General features: G+C 62.9%; 19 protein-coding genes and 2 pseudogenes. 19 read left to right on the top strand and 2 right to left on the bottom strand.

Annotated elements, in window-relative coordinates:
• On the top strand, positions 1-170 hold a 170-nt coding region (locus tag VF515_10135; GenBank protein HEX7407992.1), incomplete at its 5' end, for a Uma2 family endonuclease.
• 127 nt (positions 171-297) lie between these two features.
• Here VF515_10135 and VF515_10130 read toward each other — a convergent pair.
• Positions 298-423, bottom strand: coding sequence for a hypothetical protein (locus VF515_10130; GenBank protein ID HEX7407991.1), 126 nt, complete (start codon positions 421-423; stop codon positions 298-300).
• A gap of 776 nt (positions 424-1,199) precedes the next feature.
• Here VF515_10130 and VF515_10125 point away from each other — a divergent pair.
• Complete coding sequence (locus tag VF515_10125) at positions 1,200-2,309, top strand: nitronate monooxygenase (protein HEX7407990.1); 1,110 nt, start codon at positions 1,200-1,202, stop codon at positions 2,307-2,309.
• Positions 2,310-2,535: 226 nt separating this feature from the next.
• Positions 2,536-4,281 (top strand): CocE/NonD family hydrolase, encoded by a 1,746-nt coding sequence (locus VF515_10120; protein ID HEX7407989.1) that lies wholly within the window; start codon positions 2,536-2,538, stop codon positions 4,279-4,281.
• An 88-nt stretch (positions 4,282-4,369) separates the two neighbouring features.
• Here the strand turns inward: VF515_10120 and VF515_10115 are convergent, their stop codons facing one another.
• On the bottom strand, positions 4,370-4,684 hold the full coding sequence (locus tag VF515_10115; protein ID HEX7407988.1) for a CoA transferase: 315 nt from the start codon (positions 4,682-4,684) through the stop codon (positions 4,370-4,372).
• 184 nt (positions 4,685-4,868) lie between these two features.
• On the opposite strand from VF515_10115, the gene VF515_10110 reads away from it, so the two are divergent.
• The 16 genes and pseudogenes from VF515_10110 (at position 4,869) to VF515_10035 (ending at position 20,551) form a co-directional block, all read left to right on the top strand.
• Entirely contained in the window at positions 4,869-5,051 is a 183-nt protein-coding gene (locus VF515_10110) for a hypothetical protein (GenBank protein HEX7407987.1), read from the top strand.
• Between the two features lie 144 nt (positions 5,052-5,195).
• Positions 5,196-6,074: a xanthine dehydrogenase family protein subunit M gene (locus VF515_10105; protein HEX7407986.1), complete on the top strand. Its 879-nt coding sequence runs from the start codon at positions 5,196-5,198 to the stop codon at positions 6,072-6,074.
• Between the two features lie 31 nt (positions 6,075-6,105).
• Complete coding sequence (locus tag VF515_10100) at positions 6,106-6,618, top strand: (2Fe-2S)-binding protein (protein HEX7407985.1); 513 nt, start codon at positions 6,106-6,108, stop codon at positions 6,616-6,618.
• 121 nt (positions 6,619-6,739) lie between these two features.
• Positions 6,740-9,157, top strand: coding sequence for a xanthine dehydrogenase family protein molybdopterin-binding subunit (locus VF515_10095; protein ID HEX7407984.1), 2,418 nt, complete (start codon positions 6,740-6,742; stop codon positions 9,155-9,157).
• Positions 9,158-9,218: 61 nt separating this feature from the next.
• Entirely contained in the window at positions 9,219-10,379 is a 1,161-nt protein-coding gene (locus tag VF515_10090; protein HEX7407983.1) for a transporter, read from the top strand.
• 23 nt (positions 10,380-10,402) lie between these two features.
• On the top strand, positions 10,403-10,819 hold the full coding sequence (locus VF515_10085) for a Zn-ribbon domain-containing OB-fold protein (protein ID HEX7407982.1): 417 nt from the start codon (positions 10,403-10,405) through the stop codon (positions 10,817-10,819).
• Between the two features lie 404 nt (positions 10,820-11,223).
• Positions 11,224-11,394 carry a hypothetical protein gene (locus VF515_10080; protein ID HEX7407981.1) on the top strand — a complete coding sequence of 57 codons (171 nt, stop codon included), beginning with the start codon at positions 11,224-11,226 and terminating at the stop codon, positions 11,392-11,394.
• A gap of 26 nt (positions 11,395-11,420) precedes the next feature.
• Entirely contained in the window at positions 11,421-11,630 is a 210-nt protein-coding gene (locus VF515_10075) for a DUF6496 domain-containing protein (protein HEX7407980.1), read from the top strand.
• Between the two features lie 148 nt (positions 11,631-11,778).
• The gene (locus VF515_10070) at positions 11,779-12,183 is read left to right on the top strand and encodes a hypothetical protein (GenBank protein HEX7407979.1); all 405 of its coding nucleotides are present in this window, start codon (positions 11,779-11,781) and stop codon (positions 12,181-12,183) included.
• Positions 12,184-12,293: 110 nt separating this feature from the next.
• Positions 12,294-15,173 (top strand): molybdopterin-dependent oxidoreductase, encoded by a 2,880-nt coding sequence (locus VF515_10065; protein ID HEX7407978.1) that lies wholly within the window; start codon positions 12,294-12,296, stop codon positions 15,171-15,173.
• A 629-nt stretch (positions 15,174-15,802) separates the two neighbouring features.
• Positions 15,803-16,805, top strand: a pseudogene (locus tag VF515_10060) (integron integrase).
• A gap of 179 nt (positions 16,806-16,984) precedes the next feature.
• Positions 16,985-17,566, top strand: a complete 582-nt coding sequence (locus VF515_10055) for a lysozyme inhibitor LprI family protein (protein ID HEX7407977.1) — start codon at positions 16,985-16,987, stop codon at positions 17,564-17,566.
• Between the two features lie 118 nt (positions 17,567-17,684).
• Positions 17,685-18,377 (top strand): hypothetical protein, encoded by a 693-nt coding sequence (locus VF515_10050; protein HEX7407976.1) that lies wholly within the window; start codon positions 17,685-17,687, stop codon positions 18,375-18,377.
• A 31-nt stretch (positions 18,378-18,408) separates the two neighbouring features.
• Complete coding sequence (locus VF515_10045) at positions 18,409-19,218, top strand: HNH endonuclease (protein HEX7407975.1); 810 nt, start codon at positions 18,409-18,411, stop codon at positions 19,216-19,218.
• Between the two features lie 325 nt (positions 19,219-19,543).
• The gene (locus VF515_10040) at positions 19,544-20,209 is read left to right on the top strand and encodes a hypothetical protein (protein HEX7407974.1); all 666 of its coding nucleotides are present in this window, start codon (positions 19,544-19,546) and stop codon (positions 20,207-20,209) included.
• A gap of 110 nt (positions 20,210-20,319) precedes the next feature.
• A pseudogene (locus tag VF515_10035) lies at positions 20,320-20,551 on the top strand (Virginiamycin B lyase).

Raw genomic sequence — 20,551 nt, 5'->3', positions numbered from 1 at the left:
CGGTCGGCCATCTCTGGCTCGTCGAACCGCTGGCAAGAACACTCGAAGTCTACCGACTTGAGAATGGCCGCTGGGTCGTGGCCAGCACGCACGGCGGGAGCGAACGCGTGCGGGCGGAGCCGTTCGAGGCGGTCGAGCTTGAACTCACCCGCTGGTGGTTGGAGCCGTAACGCCGCAAGCAGGCCGCGAGTTCCCCGTATCGCAATGGACCTCTTGCTATCGCCCCTTCGACCGTCGGCCGAACCGACGCTGCGAGGCGGCAAACGTCGATGCGTGCGCCGCTCGGTCGCACCCGCTTCATCCATCGCACCTGTTGAGCGCGGCGTTCACCGCGGTGACGAGTTCGTCGACGGTGATTGCCCCGTCGCGGTTGGCGTCGTCGGCGGTACACGAGGAGTTGTGCATGCGCTGGTCAGGCTTCATCCCGTGCGCGGCCTGCACCGCATCACTGTGCCTGCAGGAGGGTGCCGCGCCGATCGTTTTGGCCCTCGATGTTTGAGACTTGTTGTTTATGATTCTCCAGTTTCGTACGAAGCCGCCCGAAGCATGTCCTGAGCGACGGCGAAGGGCGAGCCAACGGGGAGCGGACCTGCCGGACTGACGCTGGACGCAGCCCGCCACCGTAAGCGGGAGCGTCGTATGGCCGCTGCGCTGACCGGCCTCCACCGCCTTCATCAGCGGGGTAGGTCTGGCACCGGTCGCGCCGATCGACAATGCTACTGCAACCCTGCCCCAGGCCTGTATCACGTGCCTCCCAAGGCCGGATCGCGGCGAACTGCCTGCGCCATGTCTACCAATAATGGAGGCCCGTCAAGCACCAAGCCGTGGCTCGCCTGACCCACACATCGCGTGCTATGCCCTCGCGGAAGTTCTGATAGGTGTTCCCCTCCTTTTGGGACTGTCGATTGTCTCGCAAAAAGTGCTTCGCCAAGCTCAGCACGAGCGGTTGGGTATTCAATTTCGAAGAATATTTCCGCTCACCCTGAGCCTGTCGAAGGGTCTGTCTCCCATTTATCGACAGTCCCGGTAAGGAGATGGAATAGGCTGATCAGGTCATCTGGTGGCCTGATGTGCATCAGATGTTTCTAGTCATCCAAGTCAGCGTCACGCCCTCCCGGAGCCTTGACCTTAAACCATGGAGTTGGCAATGATGTGCCGCCGCGAGAAGTTGGGCGTGCGCTAGAGAAAGGATAATGAACGTGAGCAGGAATCCACTCCACACGAAGCTGTGTGACTCACTGGGTATCGAGTATCCGATTGTCGCCTTCACGCACTGCAAAGACGTTGCGGTGGCGGTGATCAACGCCGGCGGGTTTGCGGTTCTTGGCGAGACGCATCATACCCCGGACGAGCTCGAGGCGGACATCAAATGGCTGCGCGAACGGATCGGCGGCAAGCCCTTCGGTATCGACTTGGTGTTTCCGGCGTCGGTGCCACCGGTCGGCTCGGTGGAGGAACTGATCGCGCAGATCCCCAAACCACAGCACGACTTCGTCGAGGACATCAAACGGCGGCACAACATCCCGCCGCCGAAGAAAAGGCCCGAGCTCTACAACCTCGGCTGGATGAACAAGGAGATCCCGCGCAAGCAGTTGGAGGTGGTGCTCGAGGAGCGCGTGCCGGTGCTGGCGTCGGGGCTGGGGAACCCCTCCTTCGTGCTCGAAGCGGCGCATGCCCGCGGCATGCAGGTGTGGGGCCTGATCGGAAAGCCCCGGCAAGCGAAACGGGAGATCGAAGCCGGGGTCGATGTGATCGTCGCGCAGGGAATCGACGCTGGCGGCCACACCGGCCCGATCGGCACGTTCTCCATCGTTTCTCAGGTCGCTGCCATGGCGGGCGACACTCCGGTCATCGCCGCCGGTGGCATCACGACAGGCCGGCACTTGGCGGGCGCGATCACCTTGGGCGCCGTCGGTGTGTGGACGGGTACGGTGTGGTTGGCCTCGCGTGAATCGGATGTCGACATGATCATCAAGGAGAAGATCCTCGCCGCCTCCCAGGAGGACACTGCCTTCTCCGCGTGCATATCGGGTTTCACCATGCGCACGCTGAAGTGCAAGTGGCACGAGGAGTGGGATGGGCCCAAAGCACCGAGGCCGGCACCGCCGCCGTACCAGCTGCTCCTTTTCGCGGACGTCAAGCAGTCGGCGATCGACTGGAACATCGAATCGTTCATGACCGAGGCCGCGGGACAGGGCGTGGGCTTTGTGACCACGATGAAGCCGGCCCGGCAGATCGTGTTCGACATGGTGGAAGAGGCGCTCGGGGTGTTCGAGGATCTCTTCGGCGCGCCGCTCGGTGAGGAGTAATGCCTCGCATGTTTCTCTCTTCTGGGGGTGTCGATTGTCTCGTAAACAGTGCTTCGACAAGCTCAGCACGAGCGGTTGGGTATTCAATTTCAAAGAAGAATTCCGTTCACCCCGAGCCTGTCGAAGGGTCTGCCTCCCATTTATCGACACTCTCTTCTGACAGAGGGCTGGTGCTCCTACCCGCCCTGCGCCCGCGACGTGCTGGACGCACGGCGATCGAAGGACGATGAGTACATCGCTCACCGTGGAGCGTGACCTCCTCATCCCGATGCGGGATGGTGTGAAGCTGGCGACAGACATCTACCGGCCCGCGGCGGCGGGCCGCTACCCGGTGCTCGTGCACCGCACGCCTTACAGCAAGGACGACTGGTGGGTTGTCGGCACGCTCATGTTCAGCCCGGTGGCGGCGGTGGAACGCGGCTACGTCGTGGTCGTGCAAGACAGCCGCGGCCGGTTCAAGTCGGAAGGTGAGTGGGTACCCTTCTTCTGCGAAGGGTCGGACGGGTACGATACGGTCGAATGGGCGGCGGCACAGCCGTGGAGTGACGGGAGGGTCGGCATCTACGGGTCGTCCTACAACGGCGTCACCACCATCCAAGCACTCGTCGCCGCACCGCCGCACCTGAAGGCTTGTGTGTCGTACATGACCGGCGCCAACTACCACCAAGGTTGGGTGTACAGCGGCGGCGCCTTCGAGCTGGCGTTCAACCTCTGGTGGGCGCTCCACCAGGGTTGGGACACCGTGTCCCGCTTGGGACTGAATGAGCCGGAGCTGGAGCAGATGCTGGCCCGGCTCACGCTTGGCGTCACCGAGCCCAGGGAGGCGATCCGCCACTTGCCGCAGCTTAACCACCCGCTCTTTCAAGGCGGCATCGCGCGGTACTACGACGAGTGGCTGGCGCATCCTAAGTACGACGGGTACTGGGAACAGGTGGACGCCGTCGCACATGCCGTGAACATCAAGGTTCCGGTGCTGCAGATTTCGTGCTGGTACGACGGGTTTCTCAAGGGGCACCTGGATCTGAACGAGGCGTTGAAGTCGCATCCCGACAGACGGGTGCGTGATACGCATGAGTTAGTTATCGGTCCGTGGGAGCACATGAGCTACCTCGGCGTGCGCAAGTCCGCTGCGGGTGAGCGGGAGTTCGGGCCGGCCGCGGTGAGCGGCCCGACCATGGTGGCTCCGCTGGCGCTCGAGTGGTTCGATCGTTGGGTGGCCGAGAAGCAGACCGCCGCTCCCGGCGCCAAGCGCGTACGCTACTTCGTCATGGGCAGCAATGCCTGGCACGAGGCCGACGCCTGGCCACCGCCGCACACAGCGACGCGGTATTACCTTCGCAGCGGCGGACGGGCGAATACACGATGCGGTGATGGCGTGCTCGAGACGGAGGCTCCAGGCAACGAGCCGGCGGACAGTTACGTGTACGATCCGGCCAGTCCGGTGCCGACGGCGGGCGGCCGGAGCATGGCGCCGAGCTTATGCCCGGCCGGGGTGCAGGACCAGGCGGAAGTGGAACAGCGGGACGACGTGTTGGTGTACACGGCCCCACGCTTGACGGTGCCGCTGACGATTGCCGGGCCGGTATCGGTGGCCCTGTTCGCGAGCAGCAGCGCTCCGGACACCGACTTCACCGGCAAGTTGGTGGACGTTCAACCGGATGGATACTGTGCCGGCATTGCCGAGGGCATCATCCGTGCCCGCTATCGCAACGGCATGGATCGCGAAGTGCTGCTGACCCCAGGCGAGGTCGTCGAGCTGTCGATCGATTTATTGGCGGTGGCGCACACGTTCCAGACCGGGCACCGCGTCCGCCTCGAGATCAGCAGCAGCAACTTTCCGAAGTACGACCGCAACCTCAATGTCGCGGCGCCGCTCGCGGCCGTATCCGCCGCGGACATGCGGCGGGCAGCCCAGCAGGTCTTTCACGAGCGCCGGCGGGCCTCGTACATCACGCTCCCCGTGGTGTCCTGACTTCAGTCACTCCGCTCCTTCCGTTCCGGTCAGCTGGGCAATCTCTTCTCCCGAGTACCCGAGTTCTCGCAGGATCTCTTGCGTATGTTCACCCGGCCGCGGTGCTGGCGTACGCACCTGGCCAGGTGTGTCTGAAAACTTCGGCGCGCTCGATCAGCCGGAACAACACCTGGCGCATGCGCTCGTCCCGTAGATCGAGCGCCACCGATCGCTTGTTGCGGCCCATGGGCAGGAAGGCCTTGTTGCGCTCGCTCACTCCCATGGCGCGGTCGACGCGGCGGCCAACCTCGGGCGGCTCCTCCACGACGATGACGTCGGCACCGAGGTCCGCCATCAGCATGGTGCAGTACGGCCCCGGCGCGTAGCGCGATAAATCCAACACGCGTATGTTTCCTAGCGGCATCATCGCTGTCCACTTACACAGAGTCCGAAAGCATGTAAACGGGGCGATTGACGGAGGCATCGGCGCCAAGTAAGGAAAACGTAACTCGAGGTTGTAACGGATGCTGAATTCTTCGTTGAATGTACGCCCAGGATTCGACACGGCCATGGCTGGGAAGCGCGCGGAGTGCGATGGCGGAGGGCCTGTGGAAGGGACACGGTTTGCCGCGCGCCAGGAGTTTACCGGAACGCTGACGGGTGAATACTTCGATCACGGCGATCCACCATGGCGTTGGTTTCTCATGGTCGATCTCACCAAGAAACCTGATGGCTACAGCTGGGACTCGGTCTGGTGCGAGTCGGGATTCATCTTCCTGATTGACGGCTGATTCGATCTGCAAATAACACCAGCCAGCGCAGCCACGCTGACGCTTCTGAATTTCTTGGTAAGAGGCTTGTCCCTATTGCTCCCGGCGGGCTGGCGTTATAAGCGAAACAAACGTTTGTTTCAGCAGGAGAGAAGAACCGCATAGATGAAGCCACCACGCTTTGAGTACGCCGCGCCGACGACGGTGGCGGAGGCGGTGTTGTTGCTGCAAGAGCACGAGAGTGAGGCGAAGATCCTGGCCGGCGGGCAGAGCTTGATGCCGTTGCTCAACATGCGGCTGACGCGGCCGGGGCTGTTGATCGACCTGGGCAAAGTGGCCGAGCTGAAGTACATCCGCGAGAGCGATGGTGGGCTGGCCATCGGGGCGATGACCACCAAGCGCACGGTGGAGGACTCGGCGATGGTGAAGAGTCGCTACCCCTTGCTCCACGCCGCCACGCTGCTGATCGGCCACGCGCAGATCCGTAACCGCGGCACGGTGGGCGGCTCGCTGGCGCACGCGGACCCCGCCGCCGAATACCCGGCGCTGGCGGTGGCCGTCGATGCGCAGCTGCGGGCGGTGGGGCCGAAGGGTGAGCGCACGATGGCGGCGGCGGAGTTTTACGTGAGCTATCTGACCACGGCGCTGGAGCCGACGGAGATATTGACCGAGGTGCGCGTGCCGGCGCTGGCGAAGGATACGGGCTGGTCCTGCGCCGAAGTCGCCCGCCGGCACGGGGACTTTGCCATGACCGGGGCGGTGGTGACGGTGCAACTGGGGAGCGACGGGCGCTGCGCCCAGAGCCGCATCGTGCTGTTCGGGGTGGGGCCCACCCCGCTGCGGGCGCAGGCGGCGGAACAGGTGGTCATCGGACAGACGCCGAGTGAGCAGCTGTGGGCGCAAGCCGGGCAGCGGGTGAGCGAAGTGATCGAGGAACCATTGTCGGATGTGCACGCCTCGGCGGAGTACCGCCGGTATCTGGCGCAGGTGCTGACGCGGCGCGCGCTGGCCGAGGCGGCGGCACGGGCTCGAGGTGCGGCGTGAGACGTCGCACCAGCGACTGCGAGGGGGCTGAATGACAGCGCCGAGACCGATTCGGCTCACCGTGAACGGCGTGAGCTATGAGGCGGCGGTGGAGCCGCGGACCACGCTGGTGGACTTTCTGCGGCAAGATCTGGGCCTGACGGGGACGCACGTGGGCTGTGAGCAAGGGGCCTGCGGGGCGTGTACGATCCTGTTGAACGGACAGGCGGTGCGGTCGTGCTTGATGCTGGCGGTGCAGGCCGACGGGGCGGAGGTGATGACGGTGGAGGGCCTGGGAGGCCGCGACGGCGCGCTGCACCCGCTGCAGCAAGCGTTCATGGAAGAGCACGGGCTGCAGTGTGGGTTTTGCACGCCGGGGTTCTTGATGTCGGCGTACGAACTGCTGCAGCAGCATCCGCAGCCGAGCGACGACGAGATCAAGGAGGCGCTGGGCGGCAACCTCTGCCGCTGTACGGGGTACATGGCGATCATGAAGTCGGTCCGCGTGGCGGCGACGAAACTCCGTGCGGCATCGCCCGCTGCCGCGGGGACTGTCGAGAAATGACCGGCCGCTGGTTTCGTATACCGCATTTTCCGCGTGCTTCCGTAGCGGCGCAGCATGCTGCGTCCCTACATTCGGAGAAAATCGACACTCCCTCTGGGAGAGGGTAGGGGTGAAGGCGCCGATGGCTGCGGAGATGACCAAGACGCTGTCGGATCTGCCGGTGAGCGCCACCCGGTTTATCGGGCGGGCGGTGAACCGGGTGGAGGATCCGCAGCTGCTGACCGGGCGCACCGAATTCATCGACAACGTAGTGCTGCCCGGGATGCTGCACTGTGCGATCTTGCGCAGCCCGTATGCGCACGCGCGCATCAAGAGCATCGATGTCCGTGCGGCGGAGCAACTGCCGGGGGTGGTGGCGGTGGTCACCGGTGAAGAGGCGCGGCGTACGACCCAGGTGATGGCCAGCCTGCCACCGGAGTGGGGCACCTACTGTCTGGCGGCGGATAAGGCCCGTTTTGTCGGGGAACCGGTGGCGGCGGTGGCGGCCAGTAGCCGGTACGTGGCGGAGGATGCCCTCGAACTCATCAACGTCGAGTACGAGCCCTTGACGGCGGTAGTGGAGCCCACCCAGGCGCTCGAGCCTGGCAGCCCGCTGGTGTTCGAGGAGCGCGGCACCAACGTCATGTTGCAGCGGGTGCTGACGTGGGGCGAGGTGGATCAAGCGTTCCGCGAGGCGGACCAGGTTTTCACCGAGCAGTTCCGCTGGCATCGACTGGGCGCCAACCCGATGGAGACCTGCGGCATCATCAGCCAGTGGGATCCGGTGGAAGGCAGCTTGACCTGTCGGGGGAGCTTCCAGGCGCCCGGGCATATGGCCTTGGGGGCGGCGGGGATGCTGGGGCTACCACTGCACAGGGTCCGCATGATCGGCCACCCACACGGTGGGAGCTTCGGCGGAAAAGGGGGCGCGCGTGGCGTGGGCATCACGGCTTTGCTGTCGCGCAAGAGCGGCGGGCGGCCGGTGAAGTGGATCGAAGACCGGATGGAGTATCTGGTCGCCGGCGGGAGTCAGTCCTGGGACCGCTTCTACGAAGTCTCACTGGCGGTGAAGAAGAACGGCACGGTCACCGGCCTCAAGGTGCAGTTGGTGGACAACATGGGGGCGACCGGAGAGGGATTTGCGGCTTTTTCCACAGCCAAGCCACTGGCATCGTTCACCGGGTGCTATACGATTGCGAGCGCGCAGTATGACCTGCGTCTGGTAGCCACCAACAAGTCGCCGCAGAGCCCCTATCGTGGGATGGGGCCACCGCCGCACAACTGGGTGCTCGAGCAGATGATGGACATCGCGGCGCGCGGTGTGGGGCTGGACCCGGCCGAGATCCGGCGCCGGAACTTCATCGCGCCGGAGCAGTTCCCGTACACGATTCCCAGCGGCAACGAATACGACAGCGGCAACTACGAAGCGGCGTTGAACAAGGTGCTCGAGATGTCGGCGTACCAGCGCCTGCGCCAGGAGCAGGCGGCGGCGCGTCAGCAGGGGCGCTGCGTGGGGATCGGGGTGGTCAGCACGATCGAGCCCGGCGTGTTCGACTGGAATGCGTACGCCATCGTCGGGATGCCGATGACCGGAGTGCCCGAAGGCGTGACGGTGAGCATCAACCTCTTTGGCAAGATCATCGTGCGGGTCGGATTTCCGCTGGAGGGCCAGGGGCAGTACACCATCGCCTCACAAGTGTTGGCGGACTACTTCGGCATGGAGATGAGCGACATCGTCGTTGTCCCACAGGATACGCTCTCCGCGCCGCCGGCGTTTGGGCCGGGGGGCAGTCGCCTAGGTGTGGCGCTGACCGGCGCCATCCTGGGAGCCGCCGACCAGCTGCGCGACAAGTTGATCAAGGTTGCCGCCCGACTGATGCAGACCGAACCCGCCAATATGGAGCTGATGGACGGGAAGCTGCAGATCAAGGGCGTGCCTGGGGCGGAGATGCCGCTGGCGCAGGTGGCGGTCGTCATGCTCACACGCAGTGATCTGCTGCCGCCGGACATCGATCCGCGTCCGGAGGCCACCTACGTGTGGACGGCGCCGGGGCGCACGCAGCCCGACGAGCAGGGGCGGGCGAAGAGTTACCTGACGGCCGCCAATGCGTGCCACGTGGTGATGGTGGAGGTGGATGCGGAGACCGGCAAGGTCGAGATCCTGAAGTACTACATTGCCGACGATTGCGGCACACGGCTCAACCCGGCCACGGTGGAGGGCCAGACCCAGGGCAGCCTGGCGCAAGGGGTGGGGGCGGCGTTGCTGGAGGAGTACGTCTACGATGACGACGGCCAGCTGTTGACCTCGACGTTCATGGACTACCTGTTGCCGACGATTTACGACGTGCCGATGGCGGAGAAGGCGGCCCTGGTGACGCCGTCGCCGTTCACGCCGCTGGGGGCCAAGGGGGTAGGCGAGGGCGCCATGCACACCACGCCGGCCGCCATCATGTGCGCCATCAATGACGCTCTCCTCCCGCTCGGCGTGCGGGCGCACGAGGTGCCGGCGACGCCGAATCGGCTGTGGAAGCTGATACAGGAACAAAAACGTAAAACGTAAAACGGGAGCGTGCATCTTCTGACGTTTTACGTTTCACGTTTTATGTGCCGAGGAAAACCGGGTGAAAGATCAAGCCTGCATCATTGGGATTGGAGAAACCGCGTACACCCGCGGCAAGGGTTCCGGAATGACCGGGCTCGGCCTGCAATTGCAGGCGGCGGTGCGCGCCGTTGACAATGCCGGGCTGAGGAACAACCACATCGACGGCCTCATGCCGTTTCCCGGTCTGGGGACGGCGGAAGAATTTGCGGCTAACCTCGGCATTGACAACCTGCGCTACGCGGCCACGATCAACATGGGCGGGGCGGCACCGGTGGCCTCGCTTCAGGCAGCGGCGATGGCGGTTGTCACCGGTACCGCCAACTATGTGCTGATCTTGGGTGGGTGGAACGGGTATTCCGGTCCCCGGACCCGTCAGGTCGTTACTGCCGATACCGCGGCGCTGCCGGGACGAGGCATCGCCCGTGACTATTACTTTCCCCACGGCTTGACCGCGCCGCCGCAATGGTACGCCTTGATGGCGCGCCGTCACATGTACGAGTTCGGCACCAAGCAAGAGCAACTGGGCGCCATCGCGGTAGCGATGCGCAAGCACGCGCAGCTCAACCCGCAAGCGGTGATGTGCGGTCGTCCCTTGACGATCGATGACTATTTGAAATCGCCGGTCATCGCCGATCCGTACAGGCTCTTCGACTGCTGTCTGGAGACCGACGGGGCCGCCGCTGTAGTCGTCACTTCGGTGGAGCGGGCGCGTGATCTGAAGCGCACGCCTGTCTACATTATGGGTGTCGCGGCCGGCCAGCCCTATCCGGCGGACGAGATCACCAACCGGAAAGACATCTTCAAGACTGGCCTGACCATGGCGGCCCCGAAGGCGTTTGCGATGGCTGGGATCCGTCCGAGCGACGTCGATTTCGCCGAGATCTATGACTGCTTCACCTTCGAGGTCTTGCAGCAGATAGAGGAGGCGGGGTTCTGTAAACGAGGCGAGGGTGGGGCGTTCGTTGCCGGCGGACGCATCGAGTTGGGTGGCGAACTGCCTGTGAATACCCATGGCGGCCTGCTGTCCGAGGCGCATACGCTGGGCCTCAATCACATTGTGGAGGCGGTGCGCCAACTCCGCGGCGAAGCGGGCGAGCGCCAGGTCAAGAATGCCGAGATCGGCGTGGTGACCGGCTGGGGCGACTTTGGCGACGGCAGCATTGCCATCCTCAGAAGATAAAATAAGGGGCGCGAGGTTCAGACGTGACTGAGACAGCATACGCCAAACCACTGCCTGCCACGGAAGGCTTGGCGAAAGAGTTCTACGACTGGTGCAAGCAGCACGAGTTGCGGTTTCAGCGCTGCGCCGGTTGCGGCACCTGGCGACACGTCCCACGCGAGATGTGTGCCGAGTGCGGCTCGTGGAAATGGGAGTGGGCCAAGTCGAGCGGCCGCGGAAAAGTGTTCACCTGGACGGTCGTCGCCCGAGCCTTGCATCCGGCCTTTCAGCACGACACCCCCTACGCACCGGTCGTGGTCGAGATGGACGAAGGCGTGCGGCTGCTCAGCCTGGTCACGGATTGCACCCCCGACCAGCTGCAGATCGGCATGCCCGTCGAGGTCACCTTCGACGACGTCACGCCGGAGATCACTCTTCCACGATTCCGCCGTTCCCGCTGAGAGGCCGAACCGGCGGGGCGCCGGCCCTCCGTGCCCTTCACCGGCGCACCGCCGACGCTTGACTGGCCGTTTATCCACGGCGCATATACGGTCCGCATATACGGCTCCGTCTGAAGTTTTGGGGGCACGGCCGAGGGTTCGGGAAGGTCTGATACTGGGTCGTATGACAAATACCGCGTTAATGCCGGCTATCCACGTGAGGCAGTCGCCACGGCTGCCGACCGCTCAGCGAAGTCGCTGACCAACGGACGAGCGAACGTGGCCGAGCACGACAGCGCCCGTCGCGCCTATGAACTCTACCTTGCACGTGACCGGGAACACGGATACGACGTAGAGGACTGGTTACAGGCAGAACGGGAAATGCGGGAGACGCTGCGTTCCACCGCGTGAGCAAGGACCGTTTTATGCCGATGTCAGGCGCCATCTGGCTCGCTGTTGCTGCGGGCATCGCGACCGTGGTCGCCGTCGCGTCGAAGTTGTTCGGAAGAGACGCGATGACGCTGTTGACCAGACCGGAAGCCGAAAAACTGGTCAAGCAGGCGAGTAGCGTGGCGAGGATTACCGACGGTTGCTGAAATCGACTCCCGAAGGAGGAATTGCCATGGCGAAATATGGGAAGAAGGCGTCGGACAAAGTGGAAGAGGAAATGCACGAGCTCAAGAGGGGAAGATTAAAGAGCGGCTCGGGGAAGAAAGTGACCAGCCGGAAACAGGCCATTGCCATCGGCCTCTCCGAAGCACGCCGCGAGGGAGGCAAAGTGCCCTCGAAGAAGTCATCGTCGAAGAAGTCGTCCGGCTCGACGAAGTCCTAAGGACCGCACCGTCAGACCTTGATTCAGAAGGAACTTCGCGGTCTGCTCGACCGCGAGCGGTAGCACGTGTAGCCGATGACCGACCGAGCGGAACAAGAAGCGTCGTTCGCCCCAATGCGGAGCGGACGACGGACGCGGCTTAGACTTTTTGCATTTCTTTGCCGCAGCAGCAATGCGGCTTCATGTTCCCGCCCGCGCCGGGTTTCGCGCAGCCCTTCGTGACTTCGACTTCGCAACCGCAGTTCGCGTCGGGACACCGGAATTTATCACCTTGTTGAATCGCCATTGTGTTCTCCTTTCAGCGCATCCCGCCGCGAAGGCGCGGCGCGACTGCGAAGCGCTAATGGCGACCGCCTGCGAGAGCCAGGACATCAAGGCGGCGCAGCTGGCATTCATCGAGAAGCGCAAGCCCCCTTCGTCTGCCGCTTCCGCACGTCAAAGTCCATTGTCCAGACGCGACCCTCGTACCGCGCCCGCATTCTCACTGAGAAATATCACGCTTTCGGCTGCTGCTATCTCATATCTCCCGGCCCGCATCTATGAGCATTTATGAGCTAACCTTGACGTTCAGCCTCGGTATGGCTCATAGGGGTGCGGACAGCGGTCAACGAGGAAGTGGTGTCGTCGGCGTCGGAACCGGCACCGGGACGATGAAGGGATGTCATGAGCGTCACACGTAGGCAGTTTCTCTGCAGTACCGGTGCGGCAGCGCTGACGCTGTCGCTCGGTCGCCTCTCTGTCGGAGCCTCCGCCGCACCCGCCGCGGATCCCACGGCCGGCGCGTTGCCGCCGGTTCCGCCTTACCGCACGTGGGAGGATGTCTTGCGCCAGCGATGGACCTGGGACAAGGTCGTTAAAGGCACCCACCACGTCAACTGCTGGTACCAGCGCGGCTGCAACTGGAACGTCTACGTCAAGGATGGTGTGGTCCTGCGCGAGGAGCAGGCCGCCACCTATACCGCGACCAACTCCTCCGTGCCCGACTATAACCCGCGCGGTTGCCAGAAGGGGGCCTGCTACAGCCACCGCATGTACGATCCCGACCGCCTGAAGTACCCGCTCAAGCGCGTTGGCCAGCGGGGCGAGGGTAAGTGGCAGCGGGTCAGCTGGGACGAGGCGCTCAAGGACATCGCCGCCACCACGCTCGATGTCATGAACGAGCAGGGCCCCGGCGCGATTTACTGGGATATGGGCTCGGCCTTGACCAACGGCTGCCACGGTGTGGGACTCATGCGCACCGCGTTCATGCTCGATACGCCGTTCCTCGACTTGAACGCGGAGGTCGGCGACCACCACCCTGGAGCGGCGGTGACCTGCGGGAAGATCGGCTTCGCCAGCTCGGCCGACGACTGGTTCTACTCCGACGTGATCCTGCTGTGGGGCGGCAACCCGGTCTACACCCAGATTCCGAACGCCCATTTCTTTCTCGAGGCCCGTTACCGTGGGGCCCACGTCATCACCATCGCGCCGGACTGCAATGCCTCGTCCATTCACGCCGACCTGTGGGTGCCGGTGAACGTCGGGACCGACGCGGCGCTCGGCCTGTCGATGGCCAATGTGATTGTCGAGGAGAAGCTGTACGACGCCGCGTTCATTGCCGAGCAGACCGACCTGCCGCTTCTGGTACGCAAGGACACCCGGCGCTTCCTGCGCCAACGCGATCTCCAGAAAGAGGGGGCGGACGACACCTTCTACGTGTACGATCTCACCTCGAAGAGCGTGCGGCCGGCCTCGAAGACCAGTCTCAAGTTGGAAGGTGTGCAGCCGGCCTTGGAAGGTGAGTACAAGGTGCGCACCACGACCGGCGAGGTCACCGTCACGCCGGTGTTCAGCCTGCTACGAGAGCGCCTGACGCAATATGCTCCGGAGGCCGCCGCGCGCATCACCGGCACGCCGCCAGACCTGCTGCGCCGCCTTGCCCGCCAAATTGCCAAGGCGAAAGCCGCCACCATTCTGACCCAGTCGAACTTCCCGAAGTTCTATCACGGGCTCGAGATGGAGCGCGTGCAGATTCTGGTGCTCGCCCTGTGCGGCCACGTGGGGAAGAAGGGCAGCGGCATGAACGGCTTCCCGTACCTGAGCATCGATTCGTCGGAAGCCATGGGGCTGGCCCCCGCCCTGCCGTTGCAGGCCGGCATGCTCGCCATGGCGGCCCAGAACGCGCCGAAATACCTCAAGGCCAAGTGGAACGGCTCCACCGATGAGATGTTCCTCTTTCAGGAAGCTCGCGAGATGCACGACAAGGGCGGCGTCGTCTCCTCGGTGCTGTTCTTCTACCTCCACGGCGGCCTGCGCGAGCTGTATGGCAATACGCGCGGTTGGGACCCCTTGCTGAAACGCGACATCGACGCGTATGTGCAGGAGGCGTTCGACAAGGGCTGGCAGCTTGCCCCGAAGACCGAGCCGAAGATCTTCTTCGAGGAGGGCGGCAACATTCTGCGCCGCGTGCGCGGCTACCCGCAACTCGTCAAGCATCTCCTGCCCAAGCTCAAGCTCCTCGTCACCATCGACTGGCGCCTCAGTACTACCGGGCTGCAGAGCGATTACGTGCTGCCGGCGGCCGGCTATTATGAGAAGGACGATCTCACTTGGGCAACCCCGATCGCCCCCTTTGCCCATCCGACGACCAAGGCGGTCGAGCCGCTGGGCGAGTGCAAAAGCGAATGGGAGTGGCACTGCCTGCTCCTGAAGACGATGCAGGAGCAAGCGGCCGTGCGCGGGCAGAAGACGTTCCGCGATCGGGCCGGTGAAGAGCGCAAGTTGGATACAATCTACGACACCTTCACCTTCGGCCGGCGCTACATGGAAAAGGATAGCGACAAATTCATGAGCGATATGGTCGGGCTGGCGAGTAATCTCAAGGGCACGAGTTGGGAACAGCTCAAAGAGAAGGGGTACGCCCGCTTCACCGGAGTCGGCATGGGCATGGTCAACATCGGCACCGCCACCGATATCAAGCCCGACGAGACCATCACGGCCAACACCTGGCACACCGAAAAGAAAATGGTATGGCCCACGATGACTCGGCGGATACAGTTCTACATCGATCAAGAGCTTTACCTCGAGCTGGGCGAGGAGCTGCCGGTGCACAAGGACAATCCGCCCATCGGCGGCGACTATCCGCTGCAAATGACCGGCGGACACACGCGCTGGTCGATCCACACCATGTGGCGGCCGGACCCGCGCCTGCTGCGCCTGCAGCGCGGTGAGCCCCTGATGTACCTGAGCAGCCTGGACGCCGAGGCGCGGGGGATCAAGGACGGCGACCGCGTGCGTGCGCACAACGACGTCGGGACCTTTGATGTTCAGGCGAAGGTGTCGCCCACAGTGCGGCCGGGGCAGGTCATCGTCTACCATGCGTGGGAGCCGTTCCAGTTTGCAGACCATCGCTCCCACCAGGTGGCCATCCCCAGCCCGATCAACCCGATCCAGCTCGCCGGTGGGTATTTCCACCTGCGGGCCATGCCGAATTCCAATTCACCGGGCCAGAACGATCGCGGCACCCGGATCGAGGTCGAAAAGATCACGGCCGGACCTCTCTAGTGTCATGAATCGTAAATTTGTTGAATAGATCGTTCGGAAGGAATCTGCGTTATGCCCGCGAAGGCGGGCATCCATGGACGGGGGGCAGTGCCCGTCACAGAGATGGATTCCCGCCGTCGAGTCTGTCGATAAACGCGCGAACAGTGCTTCGACAGGCTCAGCACGAGCGGTTGGGTTATTGAATCTAAAAGACAATTCCGCTCACCCTGAGCTTGTCGAAGGGTCTGTCTCGAGAAAATCGACAGTCTCCTTCGCGGGAATGACAGGAATCCAAGCGCCAAGATTACGCCGTGAACTTCTGACTCAGGGCACTAAGCAAGCTTTGAAAAAAAGATTCGTTGCCGCGTGCCGGCCAAGCATCGACCAGATCCGTCACGCGCACACTTCATCTCGACTGCAGTATCACGGGTATTGGATCATCACATTGGTCCATCATTGCGTGTCATGTTGACTTAATTGCGTCTTCGCTATATCTTCGCCTCATTCGTAGGGAGGTCGCCATGTCGCAATCAATCGCCGCAACAGATCCTCGGATTCGTCCGTTACGACTCGTGTCTGCCCAGATCGGGCTAGATTCGGGCAAGGGCGGATCGGCGCTGCCAGAGTCGGCACGCCGTCACCAGGTGGCAATGTCGTCCGCCAATCCCACCAAGCCGCGCCTCCTCGATCAAGTGTGCGCCGCCATTCGCACGCGACATTACAGTTATCGGACGGAGGAGGCATACGTCGGCTGGGTCAAGCGGTTCATTCTGTTTCACCGCAAGCGGCATCCGGCGGAGATGGGCAAGCCAGAGATCGAGCAGTTTCTCACGGCGCTCGCCGTCGATCGGCACGTTGCGGCCTCGACGCAGAACCAGGCACTCGCGGCGATCCTGTTCCTGTACAAGGATGTCCTGGAGCGTGATCCTGGGTGGCTCGACGATGTGGTCCGCGCCAGGCGGCCGGAGCGGCTCCCCACGGTGCTCACCCGGCCGGAGGTTGAGGCCCTGCTCGGCGGGCTCGGCGGAGTCAACTGGATCATGGCGACGCTGCTCTATGGCACGGGGCTGCGGCTGATGGAGTGCCTGGGGCTGCGCGTCAAGGATATCGACTTCACGCGCAACGAGATTCTCGTGCGGGAAGGCAAGGGGAACAAAGATCGGGTAACGATGCTCCCGTCGGCGGTGATACCGCGGCTGCGGTTGCATCTGGAGCGGGTCGGCAAGATGCACCAAACCGATCTGGCAGCCGGGTACGGCCGGGTCGTCCTGCCGGATGCTTTGGCGCGCAAGTATCCGAGCGCGAATCGCGAGTGGGGGTGGCAGTGGGTGTTTCCGGCCTCGCGCATCTGCGCCGATCCGCGCTTCGGCCCACCGCAGCGGGTATCATTTGCACGAGTCGGTCCTCCAGCGGGCTATTCACGAGGCGGCGCGTCAGGCTGGGATGGTCAAGCCAGTCGGCCCGCACACTCTCAGGCATAGTTTTGCAACCCATCTTTTAGAAGCAGGCTACGACATTCGGACGGTACAGGAGTTACTCGGCCACCGGGATGTGAAGACGACGATGGTTTACACGCACGTCTTGAATCGCGGCGGCCGGGGTGTGCAGAGCCCCGCCGACCGGCTGGGGGCTGGTCCGCCCGCGGCGCGCTAGGCCGCGGTTGCCGCGGCCTAGCGCGCCGAGAAAGCGGGTGAGCAGCAGTGTCCTAACCGTTTGACTTCCAAGCGGGTTGTGCCCTATGGCAGGCGCATGGCAGCGGGGCGCTATGCTGCAGGATCCGCGGGAGTTGCGGATTTCATTCGGGAGTCGAATAGTAGTTAGACTGCGCGAGAATGAAGATGTCATCCCACGGTCTGCTACGTCTGTTCGTTGTCGCAGCGGTGATAACACTGCCAGCGCTGCCACTCTCCGCCCAGCATCCGATAGACCCGAAGACGCTTGATTGTGAAAACTGGACGGAGAGAGAGGTCATCACTCAGACGGAGATGAACATCTGCGCGGGGCGAGACACGCGAGCGCAACGGCAAACACTGGAACGCCTCATTCGCGAGTTCCAAGAGAAACTGGCAACGACAGAACCCACGCAATGGGCACGGCTCGAAGCCAACCAGAAGAGCTGGCAAGAGTTCATCAACAAAGATTGCGAGTGGGAGGCCGCGTTTGCCGAGGGTGGATCAATCGACCCCTTAGTTTATGAGCAATGCGTCGACCACGCCACTGCGGAGCGCATCGCTCGGTTGCGTATCGTCCTGTGCGAAGGCCAGGGCCTGACCGGCGAGTGTCCGGAGTCGAGGAAATATATCCCCCGTGCCGCTCGCCATTCGACCCCGGGTGCTACACGGCACCGTCATGGTCAAAAGGAACAGGCAACAAGGCGCCAGACACCTGCCAACAGCAGGAGCCAGGGTGAATGATTGTGACCATCGCGTTATGTCTAACGAAACGCTGGAGCTAACCGGCATGAACTTAGCTGCCACTCGCGAGCATCCTGCGCCGGTAGCTCAGCGTTGGTGTTAGGCAACACGTGATCCGATGAAGATTCGAGACGCGAAGGAGTTCGAGGTACTTCTTGAAGCCGTAGCTAGTGACGCGCTCGACTCCCAGCATCACAGGCATCTGTACGAGGGTCTGGTGAAGGCCACGGAGCAGCACCGGCGCGAGTTCGCACAAACTCCGACGTTCTGGTGGCTAACGATGCGTTCCCATGCGGACGTAGTTCTCTATCGGTTGGCGAGGCTCTACGATCAGCGGAATGACTCGCTCAGCCTCCGGACTTGGCTTCGGCTCATTGCGGAGAATCTGCACCTGTTCGAAGAGCGCAACTTTCGCCAGCGATTGAAGGGGAACCCGTTTGTAATGAGTCTCGCGAAACACCCGCGCCGGCCTGATGCCACCCAGCTCAGTCTGGATGAGAAGTCGGTCGCCGCCGCCGATCCGACTGTCAAGAAATTGGTGGTGCTGCGCAACTTATCCCTGGCTCACCGTGATCCGAATTCGCTGTTGGCTTCCGCAGCCCCGAATCAGGCACAGCTGTCTTGGGAGGATGTTGACGAACTCATCGACAGGGCCTTGTCGGTGATCAACCGATACAGTTCTCTGTTCCGGGCGAGCTCGTATTCGCGAACCATCGTTGGCCACGATGACTACCTGAGCCTCCTTCGTATCGTCAGAGAGTGGCTCGCGCAAAAGGAAGCTGAGATTGAGCGAGAAGAACGCAGTGCCTAAATCGCGTTGAACTTCCAACGGTAAGCACCGAATGTCCACGTACCTGATCAAATGGAACCCGAAGAAGTCACCGTGGGCAGATCTCGCGCAGAACGTCGAGGATGTTCGTCGCAAAGGTTTTTTCGACAGCCGCTGGAGCTGCGGGAACACCAAACGCATCCGGCAAGGCGACCGCGTGTTCTTGTTGCGAACCGGCGTTGCTCCCCGGGGCATTGTCGCGACCGGCATCGTCAACGAGGAAACGTTCGAGGACACCCACTGGGACCAAGAGAGTAGTCAGGATACAGCTCTCTTCATCGGCGTACGCTTCGATACGTTGTTGCATCCCGAACGCGATGGCATCTTGACGATTGACCAATTGCAGACAGAGCACCTTGTTGGGTTCCCCTGGCATACTCAAGGGTCCGGTATCACGATCCCACCTCTTGCAGCAGAGGAATTGGAGACCGCTTGGTCGGGGTTTCTTACAGCCCACGGGCAGCAACCGATTTCCTTGGCAGACGAGGTCACGGCACCCTTACGTTTCTTCGAAGGCGCCACGCGCCAGGTTTCCGTGAACAGCTACGAGCGCAACCCATACGCGCGGCACCAGTGCATCGAGCATTATGGATGTCGTTGCTGCGCGTGCGGCTTCGATTTCGAAAAGGCGTATGGTCAGCTCGGTCAGGGTTTTATTCACGTTCACCATCTCAAGCCGCTGTCCGAGATCCGTGAGCAATACGAGATTGACCCCATCACGGATCTGCGACCGATTTGCCCGAACTGCCACACCATGATTCACCGCGGCAGCGAGATGCTGACCATCGAGGAGTTGCGGCCACTGATTCAGGCGCATGGATAACTGGCCTAACTCTCGGCTGCAGGCGACGGCGGGGAGCTTGCTCCCTTGGTCAGCTCTGCTTCGATCGCAGCGCAGTGGTGGTTCGCCCGCCGCGCCTGATCCACGACGTTAGCTGGACATGTTGACGAAGGACGATGTTCTCCGTGAGATTCGCCGAACCGCTGCCGAGAACGGCGGCGTGGCGCCGGGAAAGACGGCGTTCTTCGCCGCCACTGGCATTCGCGAGTCGGACTGGAGTGGACGTTGGTGGACTACGTGGAGCGCAGCAGTTCGCGAAGCGGGCCTTGAGCCGCAGCGAATGAACCCTCGCCTGCCTGACGAACCGGTGCTCGACGCCGCCGCTCGAATCGTCCGAAAACTCGGTCGCTTCCCGACCGCGGCGGAGATCCGTTTTGAATGCAACGCGGATCCCACGCTTCCGAGCCACAACACTTTCCGTCGCTTCGACGGCTTAGTTGGGCTTCGAACTCGGCTTCGCTCATTCGCTGCTGAACGCGGCCTTACCGACGTCGTGGCCGCACTACCGTACCACGAGGGAGAAACGATCCCGGACAGCGCCATGCGTTTCATCGCTATCCTCTTCGTCCTGATGCTCTCCGAATCCGCGGCTGCGAATGTGCTCCCATGCGGGGGCAAGCCAGCCAGGACCTACGACGATGACCCGGCTCCGGTTCGATACGCCGCGCAAACCGGACGACTTCTTCTTGGCGTGGGATTGGGAGTTCCAATTGGTCTTGCGTTGGCTGTGGTTGGCGTTCCGATCGGTGCTGCGACGGGTCCACTCTGGATTCAGCAGGACCACGCAGTGGCAGAAGGTGCGCTTTGGGGCATTTGCCCTGGGCTGCTCACCATGGGTGCCTTCGCCGATCTGGGATACTACCTCTTCGGTGGCCCCGCATACGCAATCTCTCGTGTGATTCGTGTACAAGAATCCCATGAGAGCGCTAACTCAGCCGTTCCCGCCGACGCGGCCAGAGCGCCGCGCGGCTGATCGCCAACGTTCGGCACCGCGGACGTGACGGCATCAGAATAATGAGGTTTCTCGTATTTCCAATTGCTGCGGGGCTTGTCGCAATCACCGCTGCAGCCGAGGTGCGAACCATCACCGAGTTTCCTGTCCCTACCGCTGCCAGCCAGCCGTGGGGCATCGCGGCAGGTCCGGACGGGAATCTGTGGTTCACTGAAACCGGCGCGAACAAAGTCGGGAGGGTGACGCCGACCGGCGGCTTCACCGAGTTTTCTATTCCTACCCCTGGCAGCCAGCCACACGCCATCACCACAGGTCCGGACGGGAATCTGTGGTTCACTGAAACCGGCGCGAACAAAATCGGGA

This window comes from Candidatus Binatia bacterium (assembly GCA_036382395.1).
Lineage (GTDB): Bacteria > Desulfobacterota > Binatia > HRBIN30 > HRBIN30 > JAGDMS01.
This window is presented reverse-complemented; position numbering and strand designations above follow the sequence as displayed.